The organism is Ruegeria sp. CG1 (genome assembly GCF_056537265.1).
In genome coordinates this window covers 407,803-432,064 of record NZ_JBQFRF010000002.1, presented here as the reverse complement: position 1 = coordinate 432,064, position 24,262 = coordinate 407,803, and the positions used below count along the sequence as shown (strand labels likewise).

General features: G+C 56.4%; 19 protein-coding genes. 6 read left to right on the top strand and 13 right to left on the bottom strand.

Annotated elements, in window-relative coordinates; genetic code table 11:
- Positions 1-39: 39 nt before the first annotated feature.
- The 5 genes from ACR0AU_RS07685 to ACR0AU_RS07665 form a co-directional block, all read right to left on the bottom strand.
- Positions 40-1,053, bottom strand: coding sequence for an NAD-dependent epimerase/dehydratase family protein (locus ACR0AU_RS07685; RefSeq protein ID WP_170732711.1), 1,014 nt, complete (start codon positions 1,051-1,053; stop codon positions 40-42).
- A 140-nt stretch (positions 1,054-1,193) separates the two neighbouring features.
- The gene (phnY, locus tag ACR0AU_RS07680; protein ID WP_170732710.1) at positions 1,194-2,642 is read right to left on the bottom strand and encodes a phosphonoacetaldehyde dehydrogenase; all 1,449 of its coding nucleotides are present in this window, start codon (positions 2,640-2,642) and stop codon (positions 1,194-1,196) included.
- Positions 2,643-2,683: 41 nt separating this feature from the next.
- Entirely contained in the window at positions 2,684-3,019 is a 336-nt protein-coding gene (locus tag ACR0AU_RS07675) for a carboxymuconolactone decarboxylase family protein (protein ID WP_170732709.1), read from the bottom strand.
- An 11-nt stretch (positions 3,020-3,030) separates the two neighbouring features.
- Complete coding sequence (locus ACR0AU_RS07670; protein WP_170422752.1) at positions 3,031-3,792, bottom strand: amino acid ABC transporter permease; 762 nt, start codon at positions 3,790-3,792, stop codon at positions 3,031-3,033.
- Between the two features lie 10 nt (positions 3,793-3,802).
- Complete coding sequence (locus tag ACR0AU_RS07665) at positions 3,803-4,543, bottom strand: amino acid ABC transporter ATP-binding protein (RefSeq protein WP_170407352.1); 741 nt, start codon at positions 4,541-4,543, stop codon at positions 3,803-3,805.
- 120 nt (positions 4,544-4,663) lie between these two features.
- Between ACR0AU_RS07665 and ACR0AU_RS07660 the strand changes: the two genes are divergently transcribed.
- Together ACR0AU_RS07660 and ACR0AU_RS07655 are read left to right on the top strand one after the other, a co-directional pair.
- Positions 4,664-5,434, top strand: a complete 771-nt coding sequence (locus tag ACR0AU_RS07660; protein WP_170393886.1) for a transporter substrate-binding domain-containing protein — start codon at positions 4,664-4,666, stop codon at positions 5,432-5,434.
- A 45-nt stretch (positions 5,435-5,479) separates the two neighbouring features.
- The gene (locus ACR0AU_RS07655) at positions 5,480-6,217 is read left to right on the top strand and encodes a creatininase family protein (RefSeq protein ID WP_480795500.1); all 738 of its coding nucleotides are present in this window, start codon (positions 5,480-5,482) and stop codon (positions 6,215-6,217) included.
- Between the two features lie 31 nt (positions 6,218-6,248).
- On the opposite strand, the gene ACR0AU_RS07650 is transcribed toward ACR0AU_RS07655, so the two are convergent.
- From ACR0AU_RS07650 to ACR0AU_RS07625, 6 genes are all read right to left on the bottom strand, one after another.
- Positions 6,249-7,961, bottom strand: coding sequence for an ABC transporter ATP-binding protein (locus tag ACR0AU_RS07650; protein ID WP_480795499.1), 1,713 nt, complete (start codon positions 7,959-7,961; stop codon positions 6,249-6,251).
- 4 nt (positions 7,962-7,965) lie between these two features.
- Positions 7,966-8,916 (bottom strand): ABC transporter permease, encoded by a 951-nt coding sequence (locus ACR0AU_RS07645; RefSeq protein WP_170407343.1) that lies wholly within the window; start codon positions 8,914-8,916, stop codon positions 7,966-7,968.
- On the bottom strand, positions 8,913-9,890 hold the full coding sequence (locus tag ACR0AU_RS07640; protein ID WP_170393893.1) for an ABC transporter permease: 978 nt from the start codon (positions 9,888-9,890) through the stop codon (positions 8,913-8,915). The genes ACR0AU_RS07645 and ACR0AU_RS07640 overlap by 4 nt, the downstream gene beginning before the upstream one ends.
- An 88-nt stretch (positions 9,891-9,978) precedes the next feature.
- On the bottom strand, positions 9,979-11,544 hold the full coding sequence (locus ACR0AU_RS07635) for an ABC transporter substrate-binding protein (RefSeq protein ID WP_170393895.1): 1,566 nt from the start codon (positions 11,542-11,544) through the stop codon (positions 9,979-9,981).
- Between the two features lie 149 nt (positions 11,545-11,693).
- A complete protein-coding gene (locus ACR0AU_RS07630) occupies positions 11,694-13,274 on the bottom strand; it encodes an ABC transporter substrate-binding protein (RefSeq protein ID WP_170393897.1) in 1,581 nt (526 codons plus the stop codon).
- Positions 13,275-13,483: 209 nt separating this feature from the next.
- Positions 13,484-15,790: a Tex family protein gene (locus ACR0AU_RS07625; RefSeq protein ID WP_480795498.1), complete on the bottom strand. Its 2,307-nt coding sequence runs from the start codon at positions 15,788-15,790 to the stop codon at positions 13,484-13,486.
- 166 nt (positions 15,791-15,956) lie between these two features.
- Between ACR0AU_RS07625 and ACR0AU_RS07620 the strand changes: the two genes are divergently transcribed.
- The 4 genes from ACR0AU_RS07620 (at position 15,957) to ACR0AU_RS07605 (ending at position 21,455) form a co-directional block, all read left to right on the top strand.
- A complete protein-coding gene (locus ACR0AU_RS07620; RefSeq protein ID WP_480795497.1) occupies positions 15,957-17,423 on the top strand; it encodes a DUF4153 domain-containing protein in 1,467 nt (488 codons plus the stop codon).
- Positions 17,401-18,078 (top strand): response regulator transcription factor, encoded by a 678-nt coding sequence (locus ACR0AU_RS07615; RefSeq protein WP_170393903.1) that lies wholly within the window; start codon positions 17,401-17,403, stop codon positions 18,076-18,078. The genes ACR0AU_RS07620 and ACR0AU_RS07615 overlap by 23 nt, the downstream gene beginning before the upstream one ends.
- Positions 18,066-19,031: a sensor histidine kinase gene (locus tag ACR0AU_RS07610; protein ID WP_170596623.1), complete on the top strand. Its 966-nt coding sequence runs from the start codon at positions 18,066-18,068 to the stop codon at positions 19,029-19,031. Before ACR0AU_RS07615 ends, ACR0AU_RS07610 begins: the two co-directional genes overlap by 13 nt.
- Before the next feature lie 210 nt (positions 19,032-19,241).
- Positions 19,242-21,455 (top strand): NADP-dependent isocitrate dehydrogenase, encoded by a 2,214-nt coding sequence (locus ACR0AU_RS07605; RefSeq protein ID WP_170625685.1) that lies wholly within the window; start codon positions 19,242-19,244, stop codon positions 21,453-21,455.
- Between the two features lie 385 nt (positions 21,456-21,840).
- Here the strand turns inward: ACR0AU_RS07605 and ACR0AU_RS07600 are convergent, their stop codons facing one another.
- Positions 21,841-22,947: a peptidoglycan-binding protein LysM gene (locus ACR0AU_RS07600; RefSeq protein WP_480795496.1), complete on the bottom strand. Its 1,107-nt coding sequence runs from the start codon at positions 22,945-22,947 to the stop codon at positions 21,841-21,843.
- A 43-nt stretch (positions 22,948-22,990) separates the two neighbouring features.
- Positions 22,991-24,253, bottom strand: a complete 1,263-nt coding sequence (locus tag ACR0AU_RS07595) for a transporter substrate-binding domain-containing protein (protein WP_170732702.1) — start codon at positions 24,251-24,253, stop codon at positions 22,991-22,993.
- Positions 24,254-24,262 lie beyond the last annotated feature (9 nt).

Here is a 24,262-nt window from a genome sequence, read left to right as displayed (position 1 = left end):
TGGGGCCGGCGAATTCAGGTTTAGGCAGGTTCGCAGGTTCTATTTACCGTAATATGCGCGATACCAGTCCACGAAGGCCTGTATGCCGTCCCTGATTTCGGTTTTTGGGCGATAACCGGTCAGGCGGTGCAGCAGTGCGGCATTGGCCCAAGTTGCAGGCACATCGCCCAACTGCATCTCCATATAGTTTCGGATCGCGGGTTTGCCGAGGCTTTCTTCGATGGCGTCGATGAAATCCAACAAACGCACTTTGTCTGAATTTCCAATGTTCACTATGCGATAGGGAGCGACCGGGCTCAGGCTGTCACCTTCGGCGATGTCTTCGGGGGCTTTGGGGCGAACAGGCACAACGTCGATCAGCAGAGAGATTGCGCGCACCAGGTCATCCACATAGGTGAAATCACGATACATGTCGCCGTGGTTGTAGATGTCTATCGGGCGGTCGTTGAGGATAGCGTCCGTGAATTTGAAGAACGCAAGGTCCGGGCGCCCCCAAGGACCGTAGACTGTGAAGAAGCGGAACATTGTCGTCGGAATATCCCAAAGATGGGCATAGGAATGCCCCATCGCTTCATTTGCCTTTTTGGTGGCTGCGTACATAGTGAGTTGATGATCTGCTTTTTCGCACTCGTCGAACGGCATGTCAGGATTTGCCCCGTAGATCGATGAAGTCGAAGCCATCAGCAGATGCCGCACTTTGTGCCGCCGCGCAGCTTCCATCACGTTGAACGTCCCGACAACATTGCTTTCGACATAGGCGCGCGGGTTTTCCAGGCTATATCGGACGCCAGCTTGCGCCGCGAGGTGGATGATCACGTCCGGTTCAAAAGCATCAGCGATCTGGTCGAACTTGGCGGTATCTTCCAGCATCCCTTCATCGCACGAAAAATTTGGGTTCTCCTGCAACAGCGCATGTCGACTCTGTTTGAGGCGGACATCGTAATAATCAGTCATCCCGTCAAAGCCATGAACCCGGCAACCGTTCTCAAGCAAAAGTTTGGCAAGATGGAACCCGATAAATCCGGCAGTACCTGTGATCAGAACCTTTTGCATGAGGTATTTCCTTGTTTCGGGGCATCGCGCGTGCGTTCGAAGGCACATATGACGCCAAGAGCCGAAGGGCTCAAGCGGTCATTTCATGGCTGAGTGAGCATGAATCTCTCGTGGTGTGCATTGCAATCTTCAACAAGTCTTCAACCGGGCCAAGGAAGCGAGTAGGTTTTGACATTCGTAAAGAACCTCATGGCCTCGATGACCCCTTCTTTGACACCATTGCCCGAATCCTTGATGCCGCCAAAGGGGGACATTTCGATACGGTATCCGGGTTGTTCCCAGATATTGCAGGTGCCCACGCTCAGCCCATTGATATAGGCAATTGCGCGGTTCAGGTCATTGGTACATACCCCCGACGACAGGCCGTACACAGTAGAGTTCGAGATGCGCATGACCTCGTCATCGTCGTCGGGCACGCGAATGATGGGAATAATGGGACCGAAAGTTTCCTCCATCACTAACGCAGAGTCGTGGGGAACGTCGTCGACCACGATCGGCGGCAGCAGCGCGCCCTGACGTCCGGGGTGGTAAAGGACTTCTGCTCCCTCTTTCTGGGCCAAGTGAACACGATCTTCGAAAAGCTTGGCCGCATCCTCGTGGATCACACAACCCAGCTCGGTCTCAGGATCCTGCGGATCTCCGAATCTGATCTTTTTGGCCTTCTCCAGCACCAAAGGCACAAAGGTGTCCGCGACACTCTCTTGCACCAGTATTCGCTTGATCGCAGTGCAGCGTTGTCCCGAATTGCCGGTGGCCCCGGCTACGGCGATCGTTGCTGCCCTGTTTAGATCGGCATCGTTGAGGTCATTCAGAACAATCAGTGGATCATTACCTCCCAACTCCAGCGCCTGACGTTTGTAAACCGCCTTCTCTGCGATCATCTTGCCCACGCGAACACTACCGGTGAAGGTTATCATGTCGATGTTTTCATTGGCGATCATCTCATTCCCAATGTCCTGTGGCCAGCCAGTGACCACCTGAAACATCTCAGGCGGCAGGCCTGCCTCATAAAGGATATCGGCCAGCGTCAGGCAGGTCAGAGGCGTCAACTCGGTCGGTTTGCAGACCATGCAGTTATTGGTGGCGATCGACGGAGCAACCTTGTGGCTGACCATGTTGAGTGGATGGTTGAATGGAGTGATCGCGCTGATTGCGGTCACAGGCTCGCGCATCGTGAAAATCTTGCGGGCTTTACCGTTTTGGGTCAGATCGCACGCAAAGATTTCGCCATCATCCTTCAGTGCCTCGGCCGCTGCAAATTGAAAGACATCCTGCGCGCGCTTGGTCTCGTAGATCGCGTGTTGATGGCAGATGCCAAGCTCAAGCACCAGCCATTTGGTGAGGTAATCGCGACGTTCACCAATCAGCTCTCCAGCCCGTTGCAGGATTTGGCTGCGTTCATAGCGGGTCAGTTCGGGCTTGTAGTGGGCCGCAATTTCGAGGGCGCGGCGCGCGTGTTCAGCCTGCCCTGCGGGCACATGGCCCACGACCTCATTGGTATAGGGGTAGTGAACCGGGATGGTCTCAGCGGTAATGATGATCTTGCCACCAATTCGCATCCCTTCATTACGGATTTCGGTGACTGCCATGGCAAGAACCATCCAATGAAATCGGACCGCGTACCGGTCTATTACTCTGAAAACACATCAAACGCCTTCAACGCCTTGGCGCTGTAGGCGTAAGACGGGCCGCCGCCCATATAGGTGGCCATAGCCAGCGCTTCGCACAGCTCTTCGCGGGTAGCACCCAGCCGCACCAATGAGCGGATATGGAAGCCGATGCAGCTGTCGCAGCGCGTCGCGATGGCAATCCCCAACGCCATGAATTCCTTTGTCTTTTCACTCAGCGCACCATCTGTTTTGGCGGCCTTACCCATGATGCCAAAACCACGGACGGTTTCGGGCACTTCTTTCGAGAATGCACCAATATTGGCCTCGGTCTCGGCCATGAAGTCTTTCCAGTCCATTTCTCTGCTCCTTATCCGCGCTCATCTGCACCCATCCGGCGCTCGAGCCAACGCACACCGGCGCTGATGATCAGTACCAGCACCAGATACTCGAAGATCAACAAGGTATAGATCTCAAGCGGGCGGTATTCCGTCACTACCAGCTCATTCGCACGGCGTGTCAGTTCTTGCATGCCGATGACGCTGGCGAAAGCGCTCATCTTCACAATGTAGATAAATTGGTTGGCCAGCGGCGGCAGAATGCGCCGGATCGCTTGCGGCAGGATCACATAGCGCATGGTCTGAAAATAGTTCAGGCCAATCGTTTGCGCCGCCTCGCTTTGCCCTTTTGCGATAGATTGTATACCGGCACGGTAGATCTCGGCGGTAAAGGCGCTGTCCGATATCGCAAGGGTGATAATTGCGCCCCAGAAGGGATCGATTGGGATGTTCATACCCATCGACTGAAAGACAATCGGCAACCCGTAGAACACCCAAAACAGCATAGGCAACAGAGGGATCGAGCGAACGAACTCGACATATACCCGGTTTACCAGCCGCCAGCCGCGCTTTTCCGATAAACCGGGCAGGGCAACCAGCAGCCCGATGACAATCGATAAGATCGCCGCAATCAGCGAAATCTGAATGGTCGCACCCATGCCCGAAATCAGGAATTTTACATTGGTCCAGCCTGAAGCCGTGGTTGGGTCAATGACGTACCAACCCCAGGTCTGTGAGGACGAACAGCCCGTGATCAGCATGAAAAGGGGAAGGAAGAGAAGTGTTTTTTTCATCGGACCCAACTCAATGCTGCAGAATTTGGCTCAGGAATTTCTGACACCGCTCAGACTTTGGATTGGTGAAGAAATGCTCGGGCTTACCTTGTTCGACAATCTCGCCTGCATCCATGAACACCATGTTGTCGGCCACTTTTCGGGCAAATCCCATCTCATGGGTCACCACAACCATGGTCATGCCTTCCTCGGCAAGTTCGACCATCACGTCGAGCACCTCGGAGATCATCTCAGGGTCGAGCGCCGAGGTGGGTTCGTCGAACAAAAGGACCCTGGGCTCCATGCAAAGCGAACGGGCAATTGCCACTCGCTGCTGCTGTCCACCCGAAAGCTGTATCGGGCGCTTGTCGGCCTGATCGGGTATATGAACACGCTCAAGGTAGTGGCGCGCTTTGTCTTCGGCTTCTTTTCGGCTCAACCCGCGGGCCTTGATGGGGCCAAGGGTCAGGTTTTCCAGCACTGTTAGATGCGGGAACAGATTGAATTGCTGGAACACCATGCCAACTTCTGACCGGATGGTGGCTGCAGATTTGGCATCATCGTTCAGTTCGACCCCATCGATGCGGATGGTGCCCTTTTGATGTTTCTCAAGCTGATTGATGCATCTTACGACCGTTGATTTACCCGATCCGGATGGGCCGCAGATCACAACCTTTTCACCACTGTTGACTGTCAGGTTGATGTTCTTGAGCACGTGAAATGTGCCAAACCACTTGTCTACGTCGACAAGCTCGATCGCTGCGTTTGGCATCTGCTGGCCCACTTGTGATTACTATGAGTTAATTAGTTGCTTGAGATTATCTTTTTCTTTACGCTTAAATCAAGAAGCAATGTCGTGATAAAAGACTAACGCCACCAACGGGAGAACCACATGAAACGTTTTGTTAAAGTCGCGGCTGCGGCTGCGCTCGGTCTTGTGATCAGCGGCGCTGCGCAAGCACAGTCGGCTCTGAATGAAATTTTGGATGACGGCGTGCTGAAAGTGGGGACAACCGGTGACTGGAATCCGATGTCACTGCGCGACCCGGCGACTAACAGCTATAAAGGCTATGATATCGACATCATGAACGCGCTGGCCGCTGATCTGGGTGTTGAGGTCGAATATGTGCCCACCGACTGGAAAACATTGGTCAATGGTGTGGTAGCGGGGAAGTACCACATCACCGGTTCGGCTTCTATCTCACCTCCGCGCATGAAAGTTGCAGGGTTTTCCGACAGTTACATCGCGGTTGAGTTGTTTCCCTACACAACCAAGGAAAAGGCCGACAAATTTGATGGCTACGACTCGATCAACAAGCCGGACGTGAAGGTTGCTACTACCCTGGGCACCACCTTTGAAAAGCGCGTGCGCGAATGGTTCCCCGATGCGGATATCAAAGTGGTCGAAGCTCCTGCACGTGGTTTTCAGGAGGTCCTGGCCGGTCGTGCAGATGTGTTCATAACCTCGAATATCGAGGGATCGACCCTTGAAGCAAAGTTCCCGGTCGTCCGCGTCAAGAATGCCGGTCCACGTTCTCCTTCTCCCATCGCGATGCTGTTGCCGCAAAGTGATCAGGTCTGGATCAACTATGTGAACAACTGGATTGAAGTGAAAAAAGCCCAAGGCTTCTTTGACGAAAACCGGGAGCGCTGGGGCCTCTGATCAGAGGCCCTAGTAACTGGAGCGCCTGCGAGAGTTTTCAAAGTCATGAAACTTGAGCACATGACATGGTACGAGGTTGACACTCGTATCAATGCCGGTGCGGCCGTGTTGCTGCCGGTTGGATCGACCGAGCAGCACGGCCCGATGGGTCGCATTGGCACCGACACGATTTGCGCCGAGGCTGTCGCACTCGCTGCCGCCAGGCAATGCGAGGGTATCGTCGCTCCGGCGCTGGCCTACACGCCAGCGCCTTTCAACGCGGGATTTCCCGGAACGGTGTCTATTTCAGCCGAAACCTTTCGCACCATCGCAGATGAGGTGATCCGGGGGCTCTTGGAGCAAGGTTTCGTTGGAGTGTTCATAGTGAATGGGCACGGGGCCAATCTGGCGCCTCTTCGGCAGATCGAAAGCGAAATTGCCGGTGGTCAATTGCTGATACGTAGCTGGTGGGAGCCGAACGCAGTGAATGTTCTGCGACAGCAGCTCTATGGAGATTGGGAAGGGATGCACGCCACCCCCTCGGAGATTGCCATAACCCAGTCTTTGCTTGGATCATTGCCTGCCAATCGGGCCGCTGAGCCGCCCCAGAAACTCAGCGCCGAATACATCCGGGATCACGCAGGGGATCGCCATGGTCCACCTGACGAGCATCGCGCGGACTTCCCGGATGGCCGCGTTGGATCGCATTCAGCTTTGGCCAATCCTCAGGATGGCGAGCGTCTGCTGGCGATAGCAGCTGCGGCTATCGCTGCCGAGTTCCGGGCATTCGAACAAGGCCTCTAGTCACGGAGCGCCTGCGACGGGTGTCGCAGCCCTATTCTGCTTCGACCCCAAGCCCGTCAGTCGACAGGTCATCGAGTTTCGGCATCAACCGCAACAGTTCTTGCGCGTATTCGGTTTTCGGACGGGCAAACAGATCGCTGGTGTCCTGAACCTCGACGATTTGTCCCTGTTTCATGACCGCAACTCGGTCACACATCTGGCGCACCACTGGCAGGTCGTGGCTGATGAACAGCATGGTCAGGCCCAGATGCTCTTGCAGGTCTTTAAGAATGTTCAAAATCTGCGCCTGGATCGAAACGTCGAGCGCGCTTGTGGGCTCATCGCAGATCAGGAACCGGGGTTGTGTCGCCAATGCGCGGGCAATCGAAATACGCTGGCGCTGACCGCCCGAGAACTCATGTGGATATTTCAGCCCGGCCTCTGACCCCAACCCCACTTGATCCAGCAATTCGTCCACGCGGCGCTTGACGTCGGCACCTTCCATCAGGCGGTGATGGCGGATCGGCTCCGCCACTATTTCATCCACCCGCATACGCGGATTGAGAGACGAGTAGGGGTCCTGAAAGATCATTTGGATGTTCTTGCGGTATTCGTCTTGCACCGCACGATTGCTTAGATCGCTAACCAGTTGCCCGTCAAAGGTGATGGTGCCACCGTCCACGGGATAAAGCCCTGCGATCATACGCGCGACGGTGGACTTGCCCGATCCGGACTCACCGACAACCCCAAAGACTTCGCCCGCGCGAATGTCAAAGCTGACGTTGTCGACAGCGGTGAAGTAGGTACGATCCCAAGGCAGTAATCCACGCTTTTGCAGGAATTTCTTGGTCAGGCCGCGGATTTCAAAGATCGGTTTGCTGGCGTCGTTATTCACCTTGGGCCAGTGGCGCGCCATATCCTCGATCGCGAAACGCGTGTCACGCCCGCCATAGCTGATCTGAGGGAAGCGATGCAGTTTCAGCGTCGGGCGTGGTACGGCGGCGATCAAGGACTTGGTGTATTCGTGTTGCGGCTGGCCCATCACCTGTGCCGTGGTGCCGCTTTCAACCACCTTGCCCGCATACATCACGGTCACGCGGTCAGTTGTATCGGCGATCACGCCCATATCATGGGTGATCAGGATGACACCCACCTGACGCTCTTGTGCCAGTTCCTTGATCAGGTCCAGAATCTGGGCCTGAACCGAAACATCCAAAGCCGTCGTGGGTTCATCGGCGATGATCACATCCGGTTCGGTGCAAAGTGCCAGAGCAATCACCACGCGTTGCCGCATGCCGCCCGAGAACTGGTGCGGGTACTGATCCAGCCGAGTATCCGGGTCTGGGATGCCAACGCGGTCGATCAAATCACGGGCGCGCTTGCTTGCCTCGGCCTCGGATCCACCCAGATGGGTCTGGATCGTCTCGACCAGTTGCTCGCGCACTGTAAATAGCGGGTTCAGCGACGTAAGCGGGTCTTGAAAGATCATCGAGATCTTCTTGCCGCGCAGCCCGCGCATCGCATCGGCATCGATGCCGCTGATCTTATCGCCGCCCAGCTTAATCTGACCGCTGGCAATGCGACCTGGGCGTTCCAGAAGGCCCATCACGGCAGCGCCGATGGTAGATTTACCTGCCCCGGATTCGCCCACAAGCCCGTGGATTTCGCCGGGTTCTACAGAAAGGCTGGCGTGGTCCACTGCGGTAAATAGCTGGCGGCGGGTCGGGAATTCGACGGTGAGGTTTTGGATGGTCAGAAGGCTCATGAAATCACCGCAGTTTTGGGTTCAGCGCGTCGCGCAACCAGTCGCCCAACAGGTTGACCGACAGGGCAAGGGCCAGAAGCGTGCAGGCCGGGAAGAATAAAATCCACCATTCGCCCGAGAACAGGAAACCTTGCCCGATCCGGATTAGTGTTCCCAGCGACGGCTGGGTCGGAGGGGCGCCCACACCCAGAAAACTCAATGTGGCCTCAGCAATGATCGCCAGCGCCAGCGAGATGGTGGCGATGACCAGAACCGGGCTAAGGACATTGGGTAGGATGTGACGGAACATGATCGGGAACGATCCACGCCCGATCAGGCGCGCGGCTTGTACATATTCTTTGTTTTTCTCGACCAGAGCAGCACCACGGACGACGCGTGCGAACTGCACCCAGTCCGACAACGCAATCGCGATGATCAGAACATAGATTGCCATCTCATCGCGGTATTCCGGCGGAGTGATTCCTTTGGCAATCCCAAAGATCAGCATTGCGACCAGAATGGCCGGGAACGTCAGTTGCACGTCTGCGATACGCATGATCAGCGTCTCGATCCAACCTCCGAAATACGCAGCGATCAGACCGAGGATCACGCCGATGATCAAGGCAAGAAGCACAGCAGAGGCACCTACGAACAATGAAATGCGCAACCCGTAGAGGATGGTCGAGAACACATCGCGCCCTTGGTCATCCGTGCCTAGTAAAAAGGTCTCTTGCGTGAACGCATTGGGCGTACCTGGCGGTGTGAACCCGTTCATCAGGTTCAGTGTTGCTGGATCGAACGGGTTATATGGCGCGATCAGCGGGGCAAAGATCGCCGCCAGCACCAGAATGACCACGACCAAAGATGCGATCATGGCTACCGGAGAGTGCCGGAAAGACCAGGCGAAATCGCTGTCCCAGAATTTAGCCATACGCGATTTAGGCGCGACTTTCGGGGTTTCCATCGTTTCGGTCATGTGGCCCTCGCGTCGACACGCAGGCGCGGGTCAATGGCATAGTACAGAAGGTCGACAATCAGGTTGATTGTCACGAACATCACTGAGATCAGCATCAGATAGGCAGCCATAACGGGGATATCCACGAACTGGATCGCGTTGATGAACAGCAAGCCGACGCCCGGCCATTGGAACACCGTTTCGGTGATGATGGCAAAAGCGATGATCGACCCCAGCTGAAGGCCCGTGATGGTGATCACCGGCACAAGAGTGTTCTTCAGCGCGTGGCGGAAATTGATCACCCGGTCCGACAGCCCTCGGGCGCGGGCAAAGCGGACATAGTCAGCGCGCAGAACCTCCAGCATCTCGGACCGGACAAGCCGCATGATCAGCGTCATTTGATAGAGGCCCAGCGTGATTGCAGGCAATATCAACGCCTTGAGCCCCGAGGTCGTCAGAAACCCGGTGGACCAACTGCCAATCATAACGGTCTCGCCCCTCCCGAAACTGGGCAGTAGGTCAAGTTCAACCGAGAAAACATAGATCAGCAGGATACCTATGAGGAACGTCGGCAGCGAAACCCCGATCAAGGAAACGGTCATGATCACATTGGCAGCGATCCCTTGTCGTCGGATTGCAGTAAAGACACCGAGGGCAATGCCCATCGTGATCGCAAGAAAGCCGGACACAAAGGCCAATTCCAACGTCGCCGGAGCGCGTTCCACCAGGATGGTCGAGACCGGTCGCCCCTGGCGATAAGACACACCGAAATTGCCCTGAACGGCGCCTTGCAGGAACTTGGCGTATTGCACCACAAAAGGTTGGTCCAACCCAAGCTCGGTCCGTAGGCGGTCAATGTCGGCCTGCGTGCGCTCTTGACCCAGCATGTTGTCGATCGGGTCGCCAACAAATCGGAACATCGAAAAGGCGACCAACCCCACGACCAACAGCACTATGACGGACTGGAACATCCGTCTGACGATATATGCGAACATATGTTTCCCTCGTAGATCGGTCTCTCTAGGCCGACCTTGACCAGATGGTCAAGAGAGTGCTGTCAACTCAACGCGACGTTGCCGCCGATCAATTCACATTCACCCAACGCAGCAGGAAGAAGTTGTCCGGACGCTGCGTGACCTCTACATTGCTGCGCGTGCCCCAAACCAGCGGCTGGACATACATCGGCACATAAACGTGTTCGTCCTGATAGATTTGAGTAACCTCGTCCAGCATCGCCTGACGCTTGGCCTCATCCAGTTCTGACTGGATCATCGGCAACAGCTCATCGACACGTGCATTCGAGAAGCCGCCGAAGTTCCAGCTACCCAGCTTTTTCTCTTCGTTCGGGGTTGCGACAAGGAACCGGACCGGATGCTCGGCGTCGAACGTACCGGGGCTCCAGCCCAGCAGGTACATGTCGTAATTATCTTCGCGCAGTTCCGGCCAATAGTTCCGCACTGGCATCGCGTCCAGCTCGGCGGTGATCCCGATCTGAGCCAGCATACCAACGACGGCCTGACAGACGGCCTCGTCATTAAGGTAGCGGTCATTGGGGCATTTCAGGCCAAATGAGAAACCATCTGCATATCCGGCCTCGGCCAGCAGCGCCTTTGCCGATTCCACATCAAACGCGGGGCGTCCGGCGTTGGCTTCGGAGAACCCGCTCATGGCTGGGCTGACGAGCTGCGATGCGGGCTCGGCATTTCCGCGCATGATCGTGGCCAGAATGGCGTCGACATTCACCGCTTGCGCAACTGCCTGCCGCACGCGCGCGTCACGGAACGGGTTGGGTTTGCCCGCATCGTCTGTGTATTTCAGCGTGTCAGCCTCGTGGTCGAAGCCCAGCATGATCACACGCGCTTCAATGCCCTGGATGACATCGACTTCTGCGTTCTGCTGCAGCCGTGCGACGTCCTGAATGGGGACCGGGTTGATCATGTCCACATCGCCCGATAGAAGCGCCGCTACGGCCGTGGCAGGATTTTGGATCGGATTAAATTCTGCACGGGTGATGTTGTGTTCAACATCCCCCCACCAGCCTTCATAAGGTTCCAACACGGTCTTAAGACCCGGCTCGCGCTCGGTCACCTTGAACGCGCCGGTGCCGTTGGCGTTGATGGTGGCGTAGTTTCCGGTTTCTTTGTCGGGGACCACGGCGTCGTTGGCCTCAGTCCAGTCTTGATCCATGATCATCCAGTTGGCAATCGATGACGGAAACAGCGGGTTAGGTGCTGTGGTCATGATATCAACGGTGTAGTCATCAACTACAATGACGTCACTGACAGGAGCGAACCAACTGCGCGTGTCCGCCGCCTCACCCGAGGCGCGTTGGTAGCTGAACAGCACATCTTGCGCGTCAAAGCTGCTTCCGTCGTGAAAGGTCACGCCCTGACGCAGATTGAACCGCCATCCTTCGCCGTCGCCGATCGGCTCCCAACTGACAGCCAACGCGGGCTCAACGCTCATATCCTTTCCGCGGCGGACCAGCCCTTCGTAGACGTTGTTCAGGAACCCGAGAACTGGGGCCGAGTTGACCGCGTGAGGGTCCATCGTCTGCGGATCGGTGGTCGAGGCCCACTTAAATTCGGCCGCCTGTGCGGCGCTTGCAAGCAACATGGTCAGGCCGATTGCACTGTTTCTGAGGATCATGGCGAAATCTCCCTGTTAGCGCTGAAACAATCCAGCTTTTTCGCTGCCACGTAAAGCCGTTCCTGCGCCGAGATCACATGTCCGTTACCGACGGCGCAAACAAGAACAGGGCGCGTTTCCGCGCCCTGCATACCATCACAAAGGATAGTTTAGTTCATCTCAAAGTACTTGATCTTCGGTGAATCTTCCGGCTCGACGATGGTGCCCACGCCCGATTTCATGCCCCAGTTCAGCACCTGATGGTGGATCGGGATATAAAGCTGTTCGTCCTGAACAACCTGCCAGATATCACCGATCTGCTGATCACGTGCGGGCAGATCAGTTTCAGAGGCAAGGGCCACGATTTTGGCATCCAGATCCGGGTTGGAATAGCGTGTGCCATTCCACGAGCCGTACTTTTCGCCCTTCGAATGGACGAGGAAGTTGAAGATGTACTCCGAGTCATAAGTCGGAACACCCCAGCCCAGCATGTAGAAATCTGTTTCTAGGTTGTTGATCAACGGGAAGTGCTGGGCTTTCGGTTTGGCGTCCAGGTTAACTGTGACGCCGATCTGGGCCAGCATTCCAACCGCTGCCTGACAGATCGCCTCATCATTGATGTAGCGGTCATTCGGGCAGTTCAGGGTCAGCGAGAATCCATCAGGATAGCCTGCTTCTGCCATCAACGCCTTGGCCCCTTCGATATCGGTTGACGAGGACGCATCCATATCTGCATCCCAACCATTCACAAACGGAGGTGAGATCATGCCAGCAGGAGCAGACTGACCACGCATCACGACCTGTTTGATCGCATCACGATTGATCGCTTTTGACATCGCCTGTCGAACGCGGACATCAGCCAGCGGGTTCTTACCATCCACATTGTCCGAGGTCAGATCAGCATCGCCCATGTTCATGCCAAAGAAAATTACCCGGTTCTGCGGCGCGGTGCGTACGTCCAGACCATCGGTTCCGGCTACACGCTCGAGGTCCTGTACGGGCACGTCCTGAATGAAATCAACCTCACCCGAAAGCAGCGCGGCAACACGGGTCGCGGCGTTCTGGATCGGGGTATAGATGATCTCGGTTACCTGCAGCGGGAACTCATCCTTGCCCCAATAGCCGTCATAGGCGGCCAGGACGGTTTTCACGTCGGGCTCGCGGCTGACCAGCTTGTAGGGACCTGTGCCATTGGCGTTCTTGGCCGCAAACGTGTCTTCGCCGCCCTCATAGTCCTGAACCTTGACGGCGTTGTTTGCCTCGGCCCAACCTTTGTCCATCATGAACATGTTGGTCAGGTTGTTGGGCATGATCGGGTTCGGGCCGTCAGTTTCGATCTCGATCGTGAACTTGTCGGGTGCACGCACCTCTTTCACAGAGGCCAACAGTTCCTTGTAATCCGAATCCGGCGTCATCGCGCGGTTCAGCGAAAACACGACATCCTCGCTGTCGAACTCGGCACCGTCGTGGAAGGTAACGCCCTCGCGCAGTTTGAACACCCAGACATTCGGATTTTCTTCCGATGGTGCCCATTCGGTCGCCAGAGATGGAACCAGTGCACCTGAGTGATCACGCATCACCAGCGTTTCCATGATCTGGTGCGCCATGGCCGAGGTCGGGCCTTCGTTTTGCGCATGCGGGTCCAGCGTAAGCGCGTCACCTGCACGGGCCCATCGCAGCGTCTCCGCCGAAGCGCCCGCCGCGATCATCGCCGTTGCACTGGCGGCAAGCATCAGAGTTTTGAATGACATAAGTCGTCTCCCCATTTTTTGTTGTGGCCGCATTTTCATACGGTTGGCCGAATTTTTCGGCCATCATGGGCCAGCATCATCCAGATCATGGTCCGAGTTGCAACACCCGAATGTTAGCGCCCTGCTTTTCTTTCTGTCTGCCGGGGCTTAGGTGAATGTAGGTCATGCAGAAACACGCCTCGTATTTAGCCCTATGACAGGGTTGCTGCCTAACGTTTATTGAAGGCGTCTCTAAGAGCGTCACCAAATGCCCCGTTCTGGGTGCTCTGACCCCCATGGCTGCGCCGCTGTTCCCCTGGCTTGGGTGTTCGTGCCGGTTTGCCCTTGCCACGAAGTGCATTGCCCTCGCTTGCCGAAGCACCACCGTCCTTGCGCATGGACAGCCCAATGCGCTTACGTGGAACGTCGACTTCGACCACCGTCACTTTGACAACTTGCCCGGTTTTGACCACCTCATGCGGGTCCTTCACGAACCGATCGGCCAGTTGGCTGACATGAACCAACCCGTCCTGATGCACGCCAATGTCGACAAACGCGCCGAAGGCGGCGACATTGGTGACGGTACCCTCCAGCACCATGCCGGGCTTCAGGTCCGTGATTTCCTCAACCCCGTCCGTAAACGACGCCGTTTTGAAACTGGGTCGCGGGTCTCGGCCGGGCTTCTCCAATTCGGTGAAAATGTCGCGAACCGTAGGCAAGCCGAAGGTGTCACTCACAAACTGCTCGGCGCGCAGGTCTTTCAGCGCGCCTTCATGCCCCATGATTTGGCGAATGTCGCGCCCACATGCTGCCACGACCCGACGGGCGACATCGTAAGCCTCGGGGTGAACCGAGGAGGCGTCCAGAGGCTCTGAACCGTCGCGAATTCGCAGGAAACCTGCACACTGCTCGAAGGCGCGTGGACCAAGACGGGCCACCTTCAGCAAATCCTTGCGAGACGCAAAGGCACCATGAATATCTCGGTGCGTGACAATCGCCTCAGCCAATTCCGGTCCCAGACCCGAGACGTGCGAAAGCAAGGGGGCTGAAGCTGTATTCAGATCCACGCCCACAGCGTTCACTACATCTTCGATCACCGACTCCAGTGACTGTGACAAGCGGTGCTGATCCACATCGTGCTGATACTGACCGACGCCGATGCTTTTGGGTTCGATCTTGACCAGTTCAGCCAAGGGATCTTGTAGCCGGCGGGCAATCGAGACCGCTCCACGTAGCGAGACGTCGAGGTCGGGAAATTCGCGCGCGGCAAGCTCGGATGCCGAGTAGACCGAGGCTCCAGCCTCGGAAACGACGACCTTGGTCGGTGCTTTGACGGTCTTGGGCAGAAGCGACAGCGTATCGGCCACCAAACGCTCAGTCTCGCGGCTGGCTGTGCCGTTGCCGATGGCAATAAGCTCGATTTTATGTGTAGCGATAAGGTTCAGGATTGCCGCTTGTGCACCACGCAGATCATTCTTGGGCTGAAACGGATATAGCGTATCCGTTGCAACCACCTTACCGGTTGCATCCACCACGGCGGCTTTGACCCCGGTGCGAATGCCGGGATCCAACCCAAGAGTCGGACGTGCCCCCGCCGGAGCAGCGAATAGCAGATCCTTTAGGTTGCGCGAAAACACTTGAATTGCCTCGTCTTGTGCGCGGCTGCGCAGGTCGGCCATCAGTTCGACCATCATCGACAGCGACAGCTTGACCCGCCATGTCCAGCCCGCAACCTTGCGCAGCCATTTGTCACCCGGCGCATCGCCCCGCGTGTTAAGATGAGCCGCAACCATGGCCTCGGCCCGCGCGGCGCCCGCTTCGGGTTCGGGAGCAATTTCGAGCGTTACGATCCCTTCCTTTGAGGCGCGCAGCATTGCCAGCGCTCGATGCGATGGGGTTTTCGACCAAAGCTCGAAATGATCAAAGTAATCGCTGAACTTGGCCCCTGCTTGTTCTTTGCCCTCGACAACATTCGCGCTCAGCAACGCCTCACGCTGCATGAAGTTACGTAGCTCTCCCAACAAAGCAGCGTTTTCGGTAAGCCGCTCTGTGATGATGTCCCGTGCACCATTCAGCGCGTCTTTGGTCGTGGGGACAGCCTCAATCAGATATCCCTCAGCCAGCCCTTCTGGTTCGGCCAACCGGTCCGACAGAATCGCATCGGCCAGCGGCTCCAGACCATTCTCGCGGGCAATCATCGCCTTGGTCCGGCGTTTGGGCTTGTACGGCAGATAAATGTCTTCCAACTGCGCCTTGGTTTCGGCTTGGGCGATCGATTTCACCAGATCGTCCGTCAGTTTCCCCTGATCCTTGATCGAGGACAGAATCGCCTCGCGCCGGGCCTCAAGCTCACGCAGATAATTCAGTCGGTCGGAAAGGGTGCGCAATTGGGTATCATCCAGCCCGCCGGTCACTTCCTTCCGATAACGGGCGACAAAGGGCACGGTCGCACCTTCATCCAACAACCTGACCGCGGCCCCAACCTGTTCCGCGCGGGCGTTAATCTCGGTGGCGATGGTGCGGGTGATACGGTCCAAAGGGGCCTCCTGACTTGCGGTTGGAAGATCGTCTTAGCCACCGGCACGCGCAAGGGGAAGAGGCTGCACCGCTAAAAGCACCTCTGCACAAAAAATGCACGACCCTTACGCGGTGATCTGCACCTGCCTAGGCCAGACAGAACCAACACAAACAAGGAGCAGTTAAATGGGACAGTTCATCGTGCGCGGCGTACCGGCATCAGTTTTACAAGATAGTTGGTGGCTGGACACCCCTGATCGAGGCACAAACCGAGCCGATGGCTTAGCGGAACCCGGCAATCGCCATGCTTTCTTGGGTTTGGTGTTTCTGGTTGCGCTCGCCGATTTTCTGTTTTTCGACCATTCTCCTGGCCTTTCAATCGCGCTCTTTATGTTGGCGTTTTCCGCTGTCGTGTTTGCCTTACTGCGCCGCCGTGGTGGACTTGTCGGGCCAGCCCTTCTTTTGCTGCTTAGCATTCTTCCGGTGGTGGAATATGTTCAAGCCCTGTCCGTAGCTTTCTTGCTGGGTGGATCGACCATTGCGCTGTGTTGGGCCGTGCTGGGCAATCATGAGGTCGCTTCGGTTCGCCGGTTTCTGTCTCTGTTTCCAATATTGGCGCTCAGACACGGGATAGTGGCGGTTCAGAAAGGTCATTCGGTTTCCCGCGTTGACGGGGTTGCCCTTCGTACACTGCGCAACTGGAGTTTCCCGATCGGAGGCGCACTGATCTTTGCTTCGCTGATGGTTGCGGCCAATCCGGTCTTGTCTGATTGGATCGATCGGATTTGGCGATTTGATCTGCGGTTCGACCGACTGCTATTCTGGATCGGGGCGGCAATCACGATCTGGCCCTTTCTTGCGGTCACCTTACAGCCTGACTTGCTTGCCCCCCGATTTGGCCCCGGACGCAAGCGCCCATTGCCTGCCTTTGGCCTGAATGCCCAATCCGTTGCCAATGCGCTAGTGGTGTTCAACTTGCTGCTGGCGGTGCAAACTGGGATGGACATGGTCTTTCTCTGGGGCAATGCCAAGTTGCCCGAGGGGATGACCTATGCTGAATATGCTCATCGCGGGGCATACCCACTCTTGGTCACAGCTTTGCTGGCGGGCGCATTTGCCTTGGCCGCGCGACCCTATCTGAACGAGCGGCAGGGGCTGACAAGATGGATGATGCTGTGGCTGGCGCAGAATGTACTGCTGGTGATCTCATCGCTGATGCGCCTGTCGCTTTACGTTGATTTCTACGGGCTGACCTATTTGCGTGTTCATGCGGCAATATGGATGGCGCTGGTTGCTGTGGGTTTGTGTCTGACCGGTTGGCAAATTTTGCAGGGTAAATCGAACCGCTGGTTATTGCTGCGATCTGCGATCCTGGGGATTGGCGTGCTCTATGCATGCTGCTTCGTGAATTTTTCAGCCTTAATCGCCCGTTGGAATCTGGAAAATCCGATACGGTTTGATGCCTACTACGCATGTCAGCTCAATGAGATGGCGGCGGCAGAGTTGCTGAAGGACAAACGGGTACGCAATTGCGTAACCCCTCCGGTCGTCGACAATTGGAGGAATTGGGGCTTTCGCGCAGATCGGGTGATCCGTAATCTGGCCGTCGAACCCATGCCGGAGAAGGTAGATGAAAATCCTCGTCGTGGATGATGATCCACGCCTGCGAGAGCTGGTCTCGATCACGCTTGAGCGCGCGGGCTACCAAACGGTTACCGCCCGCGATGGCCAAATGGCTCTAACCCACGCGATGCGGGAAGCGCCTGATCTTGTCGTGCTGGATGTCGGCCTGCCTGAGATCGATGGGCTTGAGGTTTGTCGCCGCTTGCGGGCACGCTCGGACGTACCAATCTTGTTCCTGACCGCGCGTGATGACGAGATTGATCGCATTTTGGGCCTCGAGTTGGGAGCGGATGATTACGTGACCAAACCTTTCAGCCCCCGTGAGTTGGTTGCACGGATCAAAGCCATCCTGAAACGCAGCAAACCGGGTGCTGCAGAGCTTCTCCTGCGGCATGGCCCGGTTGAAATGGATGTGTCGGCGCATTTGGTTCGGGTCGACGGCAATGCGCTTGCCTTAACCGCAACCGAGCTGTCGATTTTGCGTCGCCTGATGCAAACGCCCGCCGCCATCGTCTCGCGACCACAATTGGTTGATGCGATTTATGGCGCAGGCAGTCCGGTCTCGGATAGGACACTGGATAGTCATTTGCGGAACTTACGACGCAAGTTGGGGGATCAGGGCTGGGCCGGTGCCATCGAAACCGTGCATGGGATCGGATTGCGGATGGGTGCATGGCCGGGCTGAGACGCAAATGGCGCCCTTCGCTGGGTTTTGTTCTTGGCGGAGGTCTCGCGGGTACGCTCGCCCTGTCTCTGCTGGGTCTGATCGCGCTGCGGTATCTTGGACCTGAGATCGGGTTTCGAAACGCTGCGGGCTTGCTGGCGATCGTGATCGGATGTGCGACCGGAGTGGTCGGATACCTTATGGTTCGGCTTCTGCTCCGCCCCATAACGTCGCTGGCGACCTATTCAGGGGCCATTGAACAAGGGCAACGCGCCGAGCCGCCCGATCACTACGGCACACAAGAACTGTCGCGCCTCGCCGGTTCGGTTCTGAGCATGGCGGATACGCTGCAACGGCGCGAAGCTTCGATCCGCGTCTTTGCAGATCATGTCACGCATGAGTTGAAAACCCCTGTCACCGCGATCCGTGCGGCAGGAGAGTTGTTGGCCGAGGCCGAAACGCTCTCGGACCAGGATCACGCATTGCTGCAACAGATATTGGGCGCAAGCGATCAGATGCAAACGCAGCTCAGCGCTCTTAACACGGTTGCACAGGCACGAGTGCCGGAACATCATGGGGAGGCAAGCCTGAACGATCTTGCCGATCAGTTGCGCGCTTCGTTTCCCGAACTGGACATCAGCATAGAAGGCGGCGATCAGGCATTGAACCTTGCAGCCTCTGGCCTGAAAATTGCCCTGCAACATCTTCTGGACAATGCATGCCGTCACGGGGCAAGGCAGGTGGTCCTGCACGCAGAACTCGGTCGATTGGTTGTCCAAGACGATGGTTCCGGCATATCCGACGGTAATCGGGTCCGCATCTTCAACCCATTCTTCACAACCGCGCGCGAGAAGGGAGGGACCGGGATGGGCCTGACCATCGTTACAAACCTGTTGGGGGCACATGGCGGGCGGATTTTGCTGGTGCCTTCCAAGACCGGTGCGCGATTTGAGTTGGTGTTTCCGGGTGCGTGATATCACTCAACAGCCCAAACTAATTCGACCCGTGTCAATTTGCGCCGCTCAATACGATTGATCCCAAGCCAATCCTCATTTAAGGGAGGCCCTGTCAAATCAGAGTCACCCGTGGGGCCGTCATGTCCCCTTTGGGATTGGTGCCTATGTCACGGCGGCACATGCTCTTGGATCGCACGCCCCTGAAAGGCTTAAAAAAGGTAAGGGAATATGGCAGAAAAATCGAACTTCGACGTATTGTATACCATTGTAGACGAAGCGCCCGAGCTGGCGAGCGCCTCGTTCCTGCCCATTATCCGCAAGTTTGCGTCAGCAGCCGGTGTCAGCGTCGGAACCAAAGACATTTCGCTGGCCGGGCGTATTATCGCGACCTTCCCCGAAAAGCTGACAGACGAACAGCGTATTACTGATGATCTGGCTGCTTTAGGTGAGCTGGTGAAAACACCGGACGCAAATGTCATTAAACTGCCCAACATCTCGGCGTCGGTGCCCCAGCTGGTGGCAGCCATCGAAGAGCTGCAATCACAGGGTTATGACATTCCGAACTACCCCGAAGAGCCTTCGACGGACGACGAAAAGGCGATCCGTGCGCGTTATGACGCCATCAAGGGTTCGGCCGTGAACCCGGTCCTCCGCGAAGGCAACAGCGATCGCCGCGCAGCGCGCGCTGTGAAGAATTATGCCCAGAAGAACCCTCATTCGATGGGAGAGTGGAGCGCGGACAGCAAGACCAAAGTGTCTTCGATGCCGGGCAATGATTTTTACGCCAATGAGAAATCGGCAACGATCACTGCGGCGCAAGCCGGCGATGCCAAAATTGAGTTTGTGGGCAAAGATGGCAGCGTTACGGTTCTGAAAGACGCTTGGCCACTGGCCGAAGGAACTGTGGCCGACGCAACATTCATGTCGGTCAAGGCGCTGTCGTCGTTCCTGACCGAAGCCATTGAGGACACCAAGAAAGACGGCACCATGTTCTCGTTGCACATGAAGGCGACGATGATGAAGGTCAGTGACCCGATTATCTTCGGCTATGCAGTCAAGGCCTGGCTTGCCCCCGTGTTCGAAAAATTCGGTGCAGAGCTGGACGCACTGGGTGTAAACCCGAACTCGGGTCTGGGGGACCTGCTTGAGCGGGTTCAGGGCAACGCAGACATCGTCGCCGCAATCAATGCGATCAAAGGGGATCGTCCGTCGATGTATATGGTGGATTCGGACCGTGGCATCACCAACCTGCATGTCCCGTCTGATGTTATCATCGACGCCTCGATGCCCGCAGTGATCCGTGCTGGCGGCAAGGGTTGGGACGAAACCGGCGCCAAGGGCGATACCAACTGTGTGATCCCTGACCGTTGCTATGCACCGGTGTATGATGAGGCCATCAAATTCTTCAAAGCCAATGGTGCACTGAACCCAGCCACCGCAGGAGCCGTCGCCAACGTTGGATTGATGGCGCAGAAGGCCGAGGAGTACGGCTCGCACCCGACGACGTTTGAAGCGCCCGCAGATGGTACAATCCGTATCGTTCTGGCCAATGGCGAAACGCTGCATTCCCATGACGTCGAAAAGGGCGACATCTGGCGCGCCTGCACCGTCAAGAAGGCCCCGATCGAGAACTGGATCCAGCTGGCGATGGACCGTCAGCGCCTGACCGGGTCCGAGGCGATCTTTTGGCTGGATGCCAACCGCGCACATGACGCCGAGCTGATCAAGTATGTCAAACCAGCGCTTGAAGCTGCAGGCGTGGCCGACAAGTTCTTGACTATGGCCCCGCGTGAAGCAACCCGCCAGTCGCTGGAAACTATCACGGCGGGCAAGGACAGCATCGCCATCACCGGTAACGTATTGCGGGATTATCTGACCGACTTGTTCCCGATCCTCGAACTGGGGACGTCGGCCAAGATGCTATCAATCGTTAAACTGATGAATGGCGGCGGTCTGTTCGAAACCGGTGCAGGCGGTTCGGCGCCGAAACATGTTCAGCAACTGGTTGAAGAAAACCACTTGCGCTGGGACTCCATGGGTGAATTCTGTGCGCTCGGAGAATCCCTGAACTTCCTCGCTGACAGCAAGGGCAACGCCAAAGCGGGCGTCCTGGGCGCCGCTGCCGAGGCTGCCACGCAGGGAATTTTGGATAACAACAAGTCACCCAGCCGCAAAGTCGGCCAGCCGGATAACCGCGATAGCCACTACTGGTTCGCTCGTTACTGGGCCGAAGCTTTGGCGGGGCAATCCGATGATGCTGGGCTTGCCGCCGAGTTTGCACCGCTCGCGAAAGAGTTGGCGGACAAAGAAGAACAGATTTTGTCCGAGTTGGCGGCAGCGCAGGGCGCACCCGCCGATCTGGGTGGATACTACCACACTGATCCGGCCAAAGCGGCTGCGGTGATGCGTCCAAGTGCGACCCTGAATGCGATCATCGGATAAGCCAAGGGTTGCATAAATGCCTAAAAAGAAACCGGTCCGAAGAGGGCCGGTTTTTTCATGCCCTGAAAAAGAAAAAGGCCAGCCCCCATAGCCAGCCTCTTTCTGAGTGAGTGGCGGGGCTTACGCCTCACCGGTGCAGTTGAGTTCATCCTACGCTTATCGTTCACGCTGAATATTCGGGGATTCCCGTAGACGGCCGCCTTTTATGAGCGATTAAGGATAAAAATAATCATTATGTATGTGCAAATAAGACCAAATGCTGACTGCGCCACGTCTGAGGCCTAGTCAGTTGGCTTTGCCGTTATCATTGAAGATTCTGACCCACCGACAAAAAAAGGGCCAGTCCGAAGACCGGCCCCTAAGAAAGGTCATAACGACCGAGGGATTAGTTTGATACTGCGTTCAGCTTTTCATTTTGTTCGCGCAGCGTGTCGGAAATAATCGCGTACCATTCGCCGGATTCGCGCATCTCGATCAAACCCTTGTTCATCATCGCGATGTACTCGCGCGCGAATGGATTGGTGCGGTGTGCAAGGAAGCTCATCGAAGACAGTGTCGAGACATACGGGTTCTCAACAATATCCGCCGAGGTCAAACCCATGTCTTTCATTGTCGAGGCAAACAGATCGACTTCGAATGCAGCCACATCTGCCGTACCGGTCAATACGGCATCGAGACATTCGCGGGCCGAATTGGGTTGGACCACAGTTGTGTTCTCGCGGTTGAGCCCTTGTTCTTCCAGCACCACCATGCTCCAGCCTGCCATGCGGCAAACGGTCGAGCCCTCAAGGTCGGAGAAATCTGTCGCCTTTGCGTATTCGCTTTCAGGCAAAGTGAAGAATCCACCGACAATGTCATATACCGGAACCGAAGCGACAAATTGGGTACACCGGGCTTCGGTCTCTGCAGACCACTCATAGGAGCGGTTGGTACAATCCGGTACAGTCCACGCGATCGAAATATCAAACGCACCCAGTGGCAACAGTGTGTCCAGATGCGAACTCCAGTCATCTACAAAGCTGACCGAGAAATCGCGGCTGTTACCAGCACGCTGAAGGCTTGTCGTCGCCAGACGGGTCATGATGCCACCGCCGCTCAGATCTTCAGTAGTGAACGGTTCCCAACCGTTGCCAGCGACCATCTTGATCGGAGGCGCGTAGACATTCGAGCGCTTGACGCTTGCAGCACGTTGTTCTTCTGCCGCGATCAGTTCTTGCGCGCTCTGACCGTTGGGCAGGCTGCCATCCTCACAGGGCAGCGCCAGTACCAGACCGGGGGTTAGCGAACCGGGATTGGTGATTGCATTGCGGTTAGCGTTAAAGATCGGCTGATAGTTTGAGGTGCCGTAGGCGGCAATGGCGATGGTCGCCAATGTGTCACCATCCTGAACCGTATAGTTGGAGCAGGCCTCTTGAGCGGCGGCTGCACCTGCGCTCAGGGCGGTGAAGGCTGATGCCGACAGTACTGCTTTCTTCAATTTCTTGTTAAACATGTCCACTTCCTCCAGACTTTGTTTCGTTGGGCCAATCAAGGCCTTAGCCATTTTCCATTTGATAGCGCAGTGCGGTAGATACGATGTCGCGCCACTCGCCTGATTGCTGCATGATCGCCAGACCCTGGTTGAGCGTCTCAAGGATCGCTTCCCCATCCGGATTATCTTTGTGGGTCATGACGTTAAGCGACTTGATTGCCGCTAGGTTGGGGTTTTCGATGATCTGATGTTCGTAGCCCAGACGCCCGATTGCTTCGACCGCCAGATGCGCTTCGATCGCGACGATATCGGCTGTGCCATCCATAACTGCGCGAAAACAATCATCGGGTGAAACGGGGCGCATCAAAGTGATTGCAGGCTCGTAAAGACCAACTGCATCCATATGCGACAATGACCAACCTTCCGGCCTACAAATCGTTGTGCCCGCGAAATCTGCATAAGTCAGAGTCTCTTCGTAACCCGAACCGCTTTTTGCGAAGAACGTATCAACGACCTCGTAGAATGGGTTTGAGAAATTATAGGTTTCGCACCGTGAACGATCATTTTCCGACAACGTAGCGGCTTGTTCACAGTTCGGCCGCGACCAAGGGAATGTGGCGTCAAAGGCGAGAGTCGGCATCAATAGGTCCAGATGCGACGACCAGTCATTAACGAACTGAATCTTGTAGGACTGCTCGGGCGCGGCCCTCAGCATCGCGGTTTCAACCAGGTTGGTATAAAGCCCACGATTTGGCAGCGCTTCATCCGTAAACGGGGCGTAGTTACCACCCGTGATCAACAAAATCTGACGGTCACGAATTTCAGGGCTTTCGCCACCATCCGCGTTGCGGATCAACGCGGCACCTTCCGCACGGGCTGCTTCGATCTCTTTCTTGGCCGCAGCCTTGGCCGCGATTACGGCTTCTTCGCTGGTCTTTTTAGCTTCGGCCTCTGCAGCGGCCACACGGGCTTCGGCCTCGGCAATGGCTTTTTCAGCCCGTTCCTCGGCAGCTTTGACCAGTTCCGAGGCCATTTCGGCAGCCATGCGGCCAGCTTCGGTATGCGGCAGTTGCGCCGCGCGCCCGATATCTTCAAGACAAGGGAAAGTCAGGACATCACCGACGCGAATGATATTGGGGTTCGACCCGATCGTATCCCGGTTCGCATCATAGATGATCCGGTAATCTTCCGTCGCGTAGACGGCAATTGCCAGTTCCCGCAAGCTATCACCGGGCTGGATTTCATAAGTCGAACACGCCTCTTGCGCCGATGCTGCACCTGTTGCAGCAGCAAGAGCGAGGGTGGATATGATAAGATGGTTTCGCATTTTGTCCTG

Coding starts and splice junctions, on each gene's coding strand:
- ACR0AU_RS07635 (WP_170393895.1), bottom strand. CDS start 11,544: ATGATCCTCAGAAACAGTGCAATCGGCCTGACCATGTTGCTTGCAAGC.
- ACR0AU_RS07640 (WP_170393893.1), bottom strand. CDS start 9,890: ATGTTCGCATATATCGTCAGACGGATGTTCCAGTCCGTCATAGTGCTG.
- ACR0AU_RS07610 (WP_170596623.1), top strand. CDS start 18,066: ATGGCCGGGCTGAGACGCAAATGGCGCCCTTCGCTGGGTTTTGTTCTT.
- ACR0AU_RS07665 (WP_170407352.1), bottom strand. CDS start 4,543: ATGCCAAACGCAGCGATCGAGCTTGTCGACGTAGACAAGTGGTTTGGC.
- ACR0AU_RS07630 (WP_170393897.1), bottom strand. CDS start 13,274: ATGTCATTCAAAACTCTGATGCTTGCCGCCAGTGCAACGGCGATGATC.
- ACR0AU_RS07655 (WP_480795500.1), top strand. CDS start 5,480: ATGAAACTTGAGCACATGACATGGTACGAGGTTGACACTCGTATCAAT.
- ACR0AU_RS07605 (WP_170625685.1), top strand. CDS start 19,242: ATGGCAGAAAAATCGAACTTCGACGTATTGTATACCATTGTAGACGAA.
- ACR0AU_RS07650 (WP_480795499.1), bottom strand. CDS start 7,961: ATGAGCCTTCTGACCATCCAAAACCTCACCGTCGAATTCCCGACCCGC.
- ACR0AU_RS07675 (WP_170732709.1), bottom strand. CDS start 3,019: ATGGACTGGAAAGACTTCATGGCCGAGACCGAGGCCAATATTGGTGCA.
- ACR0AU_RS07620 (WP_480795497.1), top strand. CDS start 15,957: ATGGGACAGTTCATCGTGCGCGGCGTACCGGCATCAGTTTTACAAGAT.
- ACR0AU_RS07645 (WP_170407343.1), bottom strand. CDS start 8,916: ATGACCGAAACGATGGAAACCCCGAAAGTCGCGCCTAAATCGCGTATG.
- ACR0AU_RS07595 (WP_170732702.1), bottom strand. CDS start 24,253: ATGCGAAACCATCTTATCATATCCACCCTCGCTCTTGCTGCTGCAACA.
- ACR0AU_RS07615 (WP_170393903.1), top strand. CDS start 17,401: ATGAAAATCCTCGTCGTGGATGATGATCCACGCCTGCGAGAGCTGGTC.
- ACR0AU_RS07660 (WP_170393886.1), top strand. CDS start 4,664: ATGAAACGTTTTGTTAAAGTCGCGGCTGCGGCTGCGCTCGGTCTTGTG.
- ACR0AU_RS07670 (WP_170422752.1), bottom strand. CDS start 3,792: ATGAAAAAAACACTTCTCTTCCTTCCCCTTTTCATGCTGATCACGGGC.
- ACR0AU_RS07685 (WP_170732711.1), bottom strand. CDS start 1,053: ATGCAAAAGGTTCTGATCACAGGTACTGCCGGATTTATCGGGTTCCAT.
- ACR0AU_RS07600 (WP_480795496.1), bottom strand. CDS start 22,947: ATGTTTAACAAGAAATTGAAGAAAGCAGTACTGTCGGCATCAGCCTTC.
- phnY (WP_170732710.1), bottom strand. CDS start 2,642: ATGGCAGTCACCGAAATCCGTAATGAAGGGATGCGAATTGGTGGCAAG.